This is a genomic window from Shimia thalassica, from assembly GCF_001458215.1.
GTDB lineage: Bacteria > Pseudomonadota > Alphaproteobacteria > Rhodobacterales > Rhodobacteraceae > Shimia > Shimia thalassica.
Window position 1 is genome coordinate 1,422,916 of the sequence record NZ_CYTW01000001.1, and the last position, 12,811, is coordinate 1,435,726.

The 12,811-nt window shown below is 56.9% G+C and carries 3 protein-coding genes; all 3 read left to right on the forward strand.

The annotated features are described in order from the left end of the window. Window positions 1-8 precede the first annotated feature (8 nt). The gene (locus PH7735_RS06400) at window positions 9-416 is read left to right on the forward strand and encodes a GFA family protein (protein ID WP_058310445.1); all 408 of its coding nucleotides are present in this window, start codon (window positions 9-11) and stop codon (window positions 414-416) included. Between the two features lie 225 nt (window positions 417-641). Then, window positions 642-1,190, forward strand: coding sequence for a YaeQ family protein (locus PH7735_RS06405; RefSeq protein WP_058310446.1), 549 nt, complete (start codon window positions 642-644; stop codon window positions 1,188-1,190). A gap of 606 nt (window positions 1,191-1,796) precedes the next feature. After that, window positions 1,797-12,560 (forward strand): putative Ig domain-containing protein, encoded by a 10,764-nt coding sequence (locus PH7735_RS20525; RefSeq protein WP_058310447.1) that lies wholly within the window; start codon window positions 1,797-1,799, stop codon window positions 12,558-12,560. Window positions 12,561-12,811: the final 251 nt, after the last annotated feature.

The window sequence follows — 12,811 nt, forward strand, 5'->3', positions numbered from 1 at the left end:
GAAAACCAATGACCAAACTTACCGGCGAATGTCTCTGTGGTGCTGTCTCGTTCGAAGCTGATGGTGAGGTTCCTGTTATGGCGAATTGCCATTGCACCGCTTGCCGCCAATCGACTGGCAGTGCCTTTGCAACTTTGATGTTTATGAAAGAGGGTGACGTCAAAATCACAGGCACACCCAAAACATTCCAGCACAACTCGGACGCTGGGTCGGTGATGACCAAACATTTCTGCGACAAGTGTGGCACGCCGCTGTTCACGCAGAATTCGACACGTGAAGGCATGCTTGGCCTGCGTGCGGGCGTTATTCATGAGCAAGAAGAGTTCGCCCCGAAGGTGAATGTTTACGTATCCAGCAAGATGAAAGCGACGCTTCTGGACGATGCCCTTCCTGCCTTCGAGAAGATGCCAGGCTAAACAATCCTTGCCTCTGGAAACGCAGTTTTCCGGAGGCAAGATCCCGATTGAAAGCGGGCCAGACGAAGGTGAATGTTAGGGCCATCCAAGACCCGGGGCCCGTTGTCTGTTCGGTCCTGCGAAACGCATCTGACAGGTCTATTTAGGGCAAGGTCCGCACTTATGTGCTTTCACATATCTTCCAGACGCATTAGGCATCCCTATCTTCGCTAGTCTGGAAAAATCATGGCGCTCAAAGCCACTATATACAAAGTTGAACTCTCCGTTTCGGATATGGATCGCCACTATTACGAAACGCACAAGCTGACTGTTGCCAAACACCCTTCGGAAACGGATGAGCGGTTGATGGTGCGCATTCTGGCTTTTGCCCTGAACGCACACGACCAATTGGAAATGACGCGTGGCATCTCGACGGATGACGAACCCGACATTTGGCAGAAAAGCCTGAGCGGCGAACTTGAGCTGTGGGTCGCGCTTGGGCTTCCGGGTGAAAAGGTCATTCGCCAGTCCTGTGGCAAGGCAAACGATGTGATCATCTATAGCTACGGTGGCAGAACGGCAGAGATGTGGTGGGAGAAGATTAAAAACAGCACCACACGGTTTGACAATCTCCAGGTTACAAACCTGTCAGAGACTGACACCAAGGAACTCGAGAAACTCGCAAGCCGTTCGATGAAGATACAGGTTAACATTCAGGACGGCGAGGTGATGGTCAGCGTCGGTGACAGCATCGTTTACGTAACACCTGTGACGTGGAAAAAGGCGGATCACTGATCACACCCTTCTCGCGAAATGAGCGAGGGTAAAAGCCAGGACAATGGCCGCACCTTTCGATTTCCGTTAATCGGCGGAAAGGATGTGTTTCGAGATACTTGGGATTGATCTCATCCCCAAAACGAACGTCATCTGTGGCAAACAAGAGGACCAAAGTCTCGACTTCTGCCTTTTTGCGGTCATCCGCATCTTCTGATGGTTTGGAATGATGCATGAAGATCGACAGTTGTAGGTTCAAAACTTCCAACAACCAATCAGAGTTCACCACGCCAATGAACTCTGTCGGCTCTATTTTCAAGTGAATTCCAAACTCTCAAATAGCATCAAGACGGAATGGTTTTTGAACAGACAGAGCATGTCGGGAAAAAGCAATTGAATTTGTGAAAGATCGGGCGCTGGCGAGGATAAATTAAGCGCTAAGAAGTGTTGCGAGTTTCCGAGCCTTAAAGCGGGGAATTTCCTGCCTGGGCGATCGGAAAAATGGGCAAAAACAATTGACTCCCCCAATGGATTAAAACCAATCTAAAATGATTGGGTATTCTTGCGCCCTGTTTATGCTAGCTCATAAGAAATTTTTCAGTACGGCTCGTCCTTCGGAGGCACATCATGGCGAACATCAACGGATCGGCAAACCCGGACATCCTCAACGGTACGTCCTCGGCAGACAGCATTGTTGGCGGCGACGGAGATGATCAGCTGAACGGACAGGCCGGTGCCGATACCCTATTGGGCGGCGCGGATCACGATCTGCTGTCCGGTGGGTCCGATGATGATAGCCTTGTAGGTGGCACAGGCGATGACACGCTTGCCGGTGGGGTGGGTGTTGATACGCTGACCGGTGGCGTGGGCGAGGACGTGTTTCGCGACCGGCCCGATGATCTTGACGGGGATCGCATAACCGATTTTGGCGTTGAAGACGTTATCGAAGTGTCCGGCAGCTTTCTGTTTGATGACAGCTTTCAGAGTTCGGTCTCTGGTGGGGATACCCTGCTTGAAATCAACACCGATGAAACTCCCGGATACGATATCACGCTGACGCTGAGCGGTACGTTTTCTGGCGGGTACTTTGCCGCGCTCGCAGGGACAACTTCGAGCGATATCGTTTACATCGCGGCACCCGGTGGCACGGCGACCACAGGCGATGACATACTTGATGGCTCGACCCTCGCGGATACGCTGGACGGCGGCGACGGGCGTGACCGTCTAATCGGGGCGGCTGGCAATGACGATTTGGCTGGGGGCGCAGGCAACGATTCAATCTATGCCGGTCTCGGCAACGACACGGTTTCAGGTGGCACCGGCAATGACTGGCTCGTCGGGGACGCGGGTCAGGACAGCATCGATGGCGTGTCCGGCAGAAACAATCTTTATGGCGGGTCCGGCAATGACTCTCTGGATGTTGGCACTGGCACCGGAAACTTTGCCGATGGGGGATCGGGCGCAGATCTTCTGACCTCTCAAGGCGGAAATGATGTACTGCGGGGCGGCGCAGATAACGACACGTTGTATGGCAACGCAGGCTCGGATAACCTCTATGGTGATGCCGGTGCCGATACCATGTCCGGTGGTCTGGGCAATGACTATCTGGATGGCGGATCCAGCAATGACACGCTTTCCGGCGGCGATGGCAATGACAACCTCTATGGGGGGCAGGATGACGATGCGCTTTATGGCGATGCCGGTTTTGACTACCTGAGTGGTGGGTCAGGGCAGGACACGCTTGAAGGGGATGTCGGCAATGACACGCTTTCCGGCGGTGCGGGCGATGACCTTCTGGAAGGGGGCGCGGAAAATGATGTGCTCTATGGGGACGGCAATAACGACACCTTGCTCGGACAGGATGGCAACGACGAACTAAGCGGCGGGATTGATGCAGACAGTCTTGATGGGGGTACCGGAGACGATATTCTAAGTGGTGGTCAAGACAGCGATACGCTGACCGGTGGTTCGGGTGCTGATGTTTTTGTCGACACGGCCATAAATATTGACAGCGACCGGATTACAGATTTCGAACTCACCACCGCAGCGGCAGATGGCGACGCGATCACGGTAAGCAATCGCCGCTTTGATGACGGGCACCTGACCGTTAGCTATGCCGGTGGCGATACCGTTCTGACGATGGATACGGATCGCGACGGGGTTGCCGATACGGTGTTGACCCTGTCCGGCGTGATTAATGCGGATTTCCTGACACAGACAAACGGATCAAGCACCACAATCCGTGCCTATCCCACGGCCGGACTAGGCAGCTCCGGCACGCCCGTGCGTGGCACGATCGTTGATGTTTCAACCGCAAACTCCGTCGCCGCTGGTAGCGCGACAACGATCCTTGGCAATGCGGGGGATGACACGCTAACGGGGGATGCATCCACCCGGTCAATTATGGCGGGCCTTGGCAATGACGAAGTGCAGGGCGGCACCGGTGGAGAAACCATCTCTGGGGATCACGGGGTTGATACGCTTTATGGCAATGCCGGCAATGACGTCATCTTTGGCGGAGACGACGACGACAGCATTTTTGGTGGCGACGGCCAAGACAGCTTGCTCGGAGACCGCGGAGACGACTTTATCAGCGGTGGCGCGGCCAGCGACACGATTTCGGGCAATGATGGGGCCGACAGCATTCTTGGCGGTGCAGGGAACGATGAACTGTCTGGAGATGCCGGAAATGACACCATCGAAGGCGGCACCGGTACTGATTACATCTATAGCGGCGCTGATCAGGATCTGATCCGCGGTGGAGATCAGAACGACCAGTTGTATGGCAGCAGTGGCAATGACACGCTGTATGGTGACGCGGGTGAGGACTATATCTCTGGTGATGCGGACGACGACAGCCTGTTTGGCGGGCTTGGCGGCGATACGCTGAATGGCAGCAATGGCGACGATAACCTGCATGGCGAGGCTGGTTTTGACCGGCTGGATGGCGGCAATGGAAATGACGCGCTGGACGGCGGTGACGACAACGATATCCTCAACGGCGGATTTGATGTCGATACGCTGACGGGCGGTGCGGGTGATGACCTTTTCGAGGGGCGCGATTACCATCTGAACGGGGATGTGATCACTGACTTCGCCGCCGGAGACCGTATACGCGTTACTCGTGAAAGCTTCTTTAGTGCCGACGTGACGATCACCGTTGCAGGGGGCAATACGGACTTTGCGATTGATACTGACCAGAACCTCAGTGACGATCTCTTTTTCACCCTTCAGGGTGTCTACACTCCGACCGATTTCCAACTGATCACGGCGGCAGATTTCACCGAAATCTTCCTGCCTTCGCTCGCGGGCGGTGTCTGGGTCGGAACCGAGGGGTCCGACATCCATGTAGGCTCTGTGGGCAACGATAGTCTTGAAGGGCTTGGCGGGAATGACCAGCTGACCGCGCTTGGTGGCAATGACATCATTGATGCGGGCGAAGGCGACGACGACGTCTTTGGCGGAGATGGCCGTGACCAGATCAGCGGCGCGGGGGGCGACGACTTCCTGCGTGGGGATGCCGATGCAGACACCATTCTTGGCGGAACCGGAGATGATGAAATCTACGGGGATGCGGGCAATGATCTGATTTCCGGCGGGGCCGACAACGATAGCGTTTATGGCGGGATCGGAGAGGACCTGATCAGCGGCGACAGCGGTAATGACAGCCTCTATGGAGAAGACGGGTTCGATACCATTTCCGGTGGAGACGGGACCGACGAAATCACGGGTGACGGTGGCAACGATGACCTGAGTGGTGGCGCCGGCAACGACTATATCTATGCGGGAGCAGATCAGGACACGGTTTCTGGCGGCGACGGTAATGACCAGCTTTATGGCGGCACGGGCAATGATGTTGTGCGCGGTGATGCCGGAGACGACTGGATCAGCGGCGACAGCGGCGACGATATTCTTGAGGGCGGCGCCGGAAATGACACGCTTAACGGATCAAACGAAAGCGACTTCCTTGATGGCGGCGCGGATGATGACAGCCTCTTGGGGGGGAATGCCAGTGATACGCTCTTGGGGGGCGATGGCGATGATACGCTTGCTGGAGGCAATGAAACCGATACGATGACCGGCGGCGCTGGCGCTGACCAGTTCGTTGGGCGTTCTTATGAACTGGATGGCGACCGGATCGAGGATTTCACAGGCGGTGAAGATCGCATTCTTGTGACACGTTCGCGGTTTACGGATGTGGATATTTCTACGATCGAACTGAACGGTGATACCCTCTTGCGGGTGGATCAGGACGGCGACGGGACCGTTGACCTGACGCTGACGCTGGCGGGAACAGGTTACACTGGTACTTGGATTGCCCAATCCCATGAACACTCTTCCACAGGGACTACGATCCGTTTGGAATCCACGTCCGGAGTTGGCCCGTTTGCAGGCACATTGGATGACGATGACATTGTGGGAACGTCGGTTTCAGATTTGCTCGAAGGGCAAGACGGCTCTGATACAATCTCCGGCGCGGCAGGCAATGATTTCCTGAGCGGCGGCACGGGACAAGACTTTCTTTATGGTGGCGCAGATGCCGATACGTTGCTCGGTGGGGATGACGACGATGTTCTGACCGGCGGAATTGGTGCGGATCTCTTGAACGGCCAGTTGGGGGACGATCAGGTTCACGGTGATGAAGGAAACGATACCCTCACCGGTGGCGAAGGGCGCGACTCCCTCTATGGGGACGACGGTGAAGACGACCTTCGTGGTGACGGCGGCGATGATACGCTCTCGGGTGGTACCGGCGATGACATTCTGTCTGGTGGCGCGGGAAGCGACGAGTTGGACGGTGGGGCCGGCAATGACCTGCTGCAGGGCGGAACCGACGCCGATTATCTGTACGGCGGTGCAGACGAGGATACGCTCGAAGGCGGCGATGCCAATGATCAGCTTTATGGCGGCTCTGAGAACGATGTTCTTTATGGCGAGGGTGGCGAAGACTATCTCTCGGGCGATTCAGGAGATGACCTGCTCTATGGAGGGGCAGACGCTGACACACTCAGCGGGGGCAATGAGGACGACACGCTGTTTGGCGAAGCCGGTGAAGATTCACTTAGTGGTGGCAATGGCGATGACAGTCTGGACGGTGGGGTAGAGGACGACACCCTTTCCGGTGAAAACGGGCTGGATACACTGACCGGTGGCGCAGGTGATAACCTCTTTACCGGGCGCGACTATCACCATGATGGCGATGTCATTACGGATTTCGACCTTGGGGACCGTATCCGCGTCACCAGTGAAACGTTTGGTGAAACCGATCTGGTCATTTCGGATGACGGGGTGAACACAACCCTCGGAATAGATGTCGACGGCAACAGCACGACCGATGTCACCCTAACCCTAAACGGCGTGTTTACAGAAACCTTTGCAACGATCAGCACCGGAAGCTTTACCGAAATCCTGTTGGTCGGAAGTGCGGGCGGCGTGATCAACGGCACCAGCGGGGCCGACAACCTCAGCGGCTCAAATGGCGCTGACGTGATTTCTGGCTTCGAAGGCAATGATGAAATTATCGCGCTGGACGGCAATGATGCCGTGAGCGCGGATGAAGGCAATGACACGGTCAACGCCGGCGGCGGAGACGACGTTGTTGGCGGTGGTGATGACAATGACACCATCAATGGCGGCGATGGTAATGACGCGCTGAGCGGTGATGCTGGAAACGACCGTGTTCTTGGCGATGCCGGGGACGATACGGTGACCGGCGGCGCTGGGCGTGACACGCTTTACGGGGGCGCCGATCATGACAGTCTTGAGGGCAATGACGGTGATGACTCGCTTTATGGCGACGATGGTAATGACACGCTGTTGGGCGGACAGGGCAGTGATGATCTGGTTGGCGGCGACGGTGCCGACTTTATGCAAGGTGATGCCGAATCTGATTACCTTTATGGGGGCGATCAGCAGGACACGTTGTATGGCGGTGAAGGCAATGACCAACTCTACGGCGGGACTGATAACGACACGCTGTTTGGGGGCTTGGGCAATGATTACGTCAGCGGCGACTCTGGCGACGACAGCCTTCAAGGCGAAGAGGGCAACGACACCCTGAGCGGTGGTAATGAAAACGATACGCTCGACGGCGGCATTGGCGACGATAGCCTAACAGGTGGAAACGATGATGACCTTTTGCTGGGTGGAGATGGCAATGACACCTTGGATGGGGGCAACGGCATTGATACGCTCACGGGCGGTGATGGCAGCGATGTTTTCCAGGGGCGCTATTATCAACTCGAAGGCGATCTGATTACGGATTTCACAGATCAGGACCGGATCGTGGTGACCCGCGAACGGTTTACCGATGTGGATATCTATGCGACGTCCACGGTTGAGGGAAACACCCTAATCAGTGTTGACCTGAACGGGGATGGTGACACATCCGACAACACTGATTTCAGCATCACGCTTCAAGGCACGTTCACAGGCACCTGGGCCGCGACCGAGGCCACGTCCGGCGTTGGCGGAACCGACATCGTTCTGGTACCGGTGTCTGCGAGTGTTTCAGCACCCACCACCACCGACGCGGACGAGATCGCTGGTACGGCTGGTGATGATACAATTCTTGGCGATGTCGGGGACGATACCCTGATCGGGCTTGGTGGTGACGACAGCCTGACTGGTGGCACCGAGAATGATTTTGTCTTTGGCGGACGTGGCGACGACACCCTAACCGGTAACGATGGTAATGACTTGCTGACGGGGGATGCGGGCAATGACAGTCTTGTCGGCGGCTTTGGCAATGACACGCTTAGCGGTGACGAAGGGCTTGATACGCTCGAAGGGGGCTTTGGCAACGACACCCTCAGCGGCGGAGAGAACAACGACCTCTTGCTGGGAGGTGAAGGCAACGACTCGCTGAACGCAGGGGCGGGCAATGATACACTGGACGGCGGGATCGAGTCAGACGACCTTGATGGTGGCGATGGCAACGATCTGCTCGATGGCGGCAATGGAGCTGACTATCTCTATGGTGCGGCTGGTGATGACACGCTGGAAGGCGGCATCGACAATGACCAGCTTTATGGCGGTCAAGATAACGATGTTCTGCGCGGTGAGCAGGGCGACGACTATGTCAGCGGAGACTCGGGAAATGATAGTCTCAACGGCGGTGACGGAAACGACCGGCTGAGTGGCGGAAACGAAAGCGATACGCTGCGCGGAGACGCCGGTTATGACACCCTCAGCGGCGGCAATGACAACGATGTGTTGTTTGGCGGAGACGGTCAGGACCGGCTTGAAGGGGGCAATGGCGAAGACAGCATGGCGGGTGGTGCTGGCGACGATACCTTCTTTGGCCGCTACTACGAACTACATGGTGATGTTATCACCGATTTTGCGATCGGGGACCGGATCACTGTCTCGCGCGAACGCTTCTCGGATGTGGATATCCACACCAGCTTTGATGGCACCAACACAGTTTTGACCGTGGACACCAACGGCAATGGTGTGCTTAACGATAACGTTGATTTCTCGCTTACGATTACCGGACAGGTCATCGGCACGTTTGCCGCGATGTATAGCGCCACTGAAATTCAGGCGACCGACATCTATCTGACAAACGGGGCATTTGGATCGTCTACGCTGAACCCTGATTTCTTTGGCGGAAGCGCGGGCGATGACACGCTTGACGGTGGGGTGGGCGACGACACCATCCTTGGACTGGACGGCGATGACAGCCTGCTTGGTAGCACAGAGGATGACCATCTGTATGGCGGACGCGGCAATGATACCATCGGGCTTGGCGATGGAGATGATCTTGCCACGGGCGATGTCGGTGACGATGAGATCACGGGCGGGTTCGGATCTGATACCATCTATGGGGATGCCGGGAACGATCTGCTCTCTGGTGAAGCCGGTGCAGATACGCTCTATGGTGACGGCGGAAACGATACCCTGTCTGGTGGCGCGCTTAACGATAGGTTGCTAGGCGGCGACGGGGATGACCTGTTGAATGGCGGTGACGGCAGCGATGATCTGGAAGGTGGGGACGGCCGTGACACGTTGCGCGGCGATGCCGGTGCAGATTACCTTTACAGTGCGGATGGTGACGACAGTCTGGAAGGCGGATCAGGAAATGATCAGCTTTATGCCGGTTCCGGCACTGACACTCTGCGTGGCGGTCTTGGCGACGACTACATGTCCGGTGGCGCAGGCACCGATTATGCCATCTACGCCGGAAATTCGACCGAGTATACGATTTCACTCGGGTCTTCGGGCTCCAGCACGATTGAGCACACCGGCGGGACGACGCTGAACGGGTTGGATACGCTGTCTCAGGTGGAACGCGTGATCTTTGACGACACCACCATTGTGATGTTCAACGATGCGCCCACCTTGCTTGATACGATTGACACCCAAAGCTGGCGCGAAGGTCTCAGCTATACGCTGGATGTGTCCTCTCTGTTTGAAGATGTGGACGAGATTACCTACTCGGCAACCCTGTCGGATTCGTCTGCGTTGCCTGCGTGGCTCAACTTCGATGCTTCCACACAACAGTTCAGTGCAGATCTGACTGGTGTGGCCGCAGGCTGGTACGGGGTTACACTGACCGCGACAGATGCGCTGGGCGATGCCAATTCGACGACCTTCTATATCAACCTCTCGGCCAGCACCGTAAACGGGAATGCAAACAACAACACGCTCTATGGCAGTTCTTTGTTTGACCAGATCTATGGCTTTGAAGGCAATGATACGCTTCTGGCCGGCGACGGAGATGACAGCCTGTTTGGTGGGGCCGGCGCGGACCGTATCGATGGCCAGGGCGGCAATGACACGATGAGTGGCGGCACCGGACAGGATGTGTTTGTGCTTAGTGCAGGCATGGGCGATGATCGGATCGACGATTTCGAACTGGGTGTGGATTTCCTTGATGCCAGCACGGTGACGGTGGCAGGGCAATCAGAAGACGGCGCAGGCAACCGTGTCGTGACACTGGATGACGGGTCCACGGTGACCTTGGTTGGGGTGTCGTTGACAGGGGGCGCGACCCCAAGTGTCACCGTAAACGGTTCTGAAATCGAGGATGCTACGCTAACCGCAACAGTGTCGGGCGCGCGCGATATCTTTGGTCAATTGCCCAGCACAACAACCTATCAATGGTTGCGTGATGGTGCAGAAATTGAAGGGGCAACCTCGGCAACCTTCCAGTTGGGCGATGATGATGTCGGAACGCAGATTTCAGTGCGTGTCGAGGTTGACGGAAACAGCGCAACCAGTAGCGAAACCTCTGCAATTGTGAACGTAAACGACGCTCCAGCGGGCGGCGTGACCGTAACAGGCTCCGCGACCGAGGATCAGACCCTGACGGCAAACACCGCGTCTTTGACTGACGAAGACGGGCTTGGTGGGTTGAGCTATCAGTGGCTGCGCGATGGCGCTGCGATCTCAGGCGCAAATGGCAACAGCTATCAGCTGACCCAGGCAGACGTGGGCGCGGCAATCCGCGTTCAGGTGTCCTATACCGATGGCTTCGGCATGGCCGAACAGGTCACCAGCGCTGCGACCTCTGCCGTGCAGAATGTGAACGACGCTCCAGCGGGTGGCGTGACCGTAACAGGCACGGCAACCGAGGATCAGACCCTGACGGCCAACACCGCGTCTTTGACTGACGAAGACGGGCTTGGTGGGTTGAGCTATCAGTGGCTGCGCGATGGCGCTGCGATCTCAGGCGCAAATGGCAACAGCTATCAGCTGACCCAGGCAGACGTGGGCGCGGCAATCCGCGTTCAGGTGTCCTATACCGATGGCTTCGGCATGGCCGAACAGGTCACCAGCGCTGCGACCTCTGCCGTGCAGAATGTGAACGACGCTCCAGCGGGTGGCGTGACCGTAACAGGCACGGCAACCGAGGATCAGACCCTGACGGCCAACACCGCGTCTTTGACTGACGAAGACGGGCTTGGTGGGTTGAGCTATCAGTGGCTGCGCGATGGCGCTGCGATCTCAGGCGCAAATGGCAACAGCTATCAGCTGACCCAGGCAGACGTGGGCGCGGCAATCCGCGTTCAGGTGTCCTATACCGATGGCTTCGGCATGGCCGAACAGGTCACCAGCGCTGCGACCTCTGCCGTGCAGAATGTGAACGACGCTCCAGCGGGTGGCGTGACCGTAACAGGCACGGCAACCGAGGATCAGACCCTGACGGCCAACACCACATCTTTGACCGACGAAGACGGGCTTGGTGGCTTGAGCTATCAGTGGTTGCGTAACGGCGCTGCGATATCTGGTGAAACCGGCAACAGCTATCAGCTGAATCAGGCCGACGTCGGTGCGGCAATCCGCGTTCAGGTGTCCTATACCGATGGCTTTGGTATGGCCGAGCAGGTCACGAGTGCTGCGACCTCTGCGGTGCAGAACGTGAACGACGCCCCAACCGGCAATCTGGTCATGACGGGCCTCGCGGTCTCTGGCAATACGTTGACGATAAACGCCGGTGCCGTTCAGGATGCGGACGGGCTTGGTGCGTTCAGCTATCAGTGGTTGCGTGACGGCAGTGCCATTGGCGGCGCAAACAGCACGCAATACACGCTGGTCAATCAGGACGTCGGCGCGCAGATCTCTGCTCAGGTCACCTACACGGACCAACAAGGCACCTTTGAAACCGTGGCTGGCCCGGACTCGGCCGCAGTGTTGTCCGGCGCCCTGAACCTAATTGGCACGGCGGGCGCCGATGTTCTGAACGGTGCAGGCGGGGATGACACCCTGAGTGGGCTTTCGGGTAATGACACGCTGCGCGGAAACGATGGCGATGACCAGATCGACGGCGGCGACGGTGTTGATGTTCTTGTTGGGGGCGCTGGCAACGATACTTTGGTTGGCGGCACCAGCACGGACGATCTGCGCGACGTGATCTATGCGGGGGCTGGCAATGACCGTGTTGACGGTGGTTACGGCAACGATGAGTTGCGCGGTGATGCGGGCAACGACACGATTGCCGGTGGCTTTGGGGCTGATACGGTGATCGGCGGCACGGGTCATGACACGCTCACGGGATCGGCCTTTGCGGATCAGATGTTTGGCGGCGACGGCGACGATTTCGTCAATGGCGGCTTTGGACACGACCTGTTGAACGGCGGTGCAGGCGCGGACCGGTTCTATCACATCGGTGTGTTTGATCACGGATCTGACTGGGTGCAGGATTACGATGCGGCCGATGGCGACATCCTCCACTTTGGCAACGGCAGTGCAACCGCCAGCCAGTTCCAGGTCAACACAACGCACACTGCCACGGCAGCTGGGGAACGCTCTGGTGACGACAACGTTGAAGAGGCCTTTGTGATCTATCGTCCAACGGGCCAGATCATGTGGGCGCTCGTGGATGGCGGCGGACAGTCGTCGATCAACTTGCAGATCGGGCAAAACGTGTTTGATCTGTTGCTCTGAGACCGAATTTAAACCAACGATAGAAGCCCGCTTCTCGTCAGCGGGCTTCTATCGTCACACACCTACGGCGCGTTGCTTTTTGTGCCCTTTTTGCGACTTCTTTTGCTCTGAAAAACAGAAGCTAAGGCAAGATCTTTGCAGTAAGAATTACGCCTTTCAGGGGGCAAAGCACAAAATGCCTTTGATCAATATCAGTTCCGTGTTGAGCTAAGTGAATAGTCAATTCTTATTTCGAATCGTTTGTAGCATTT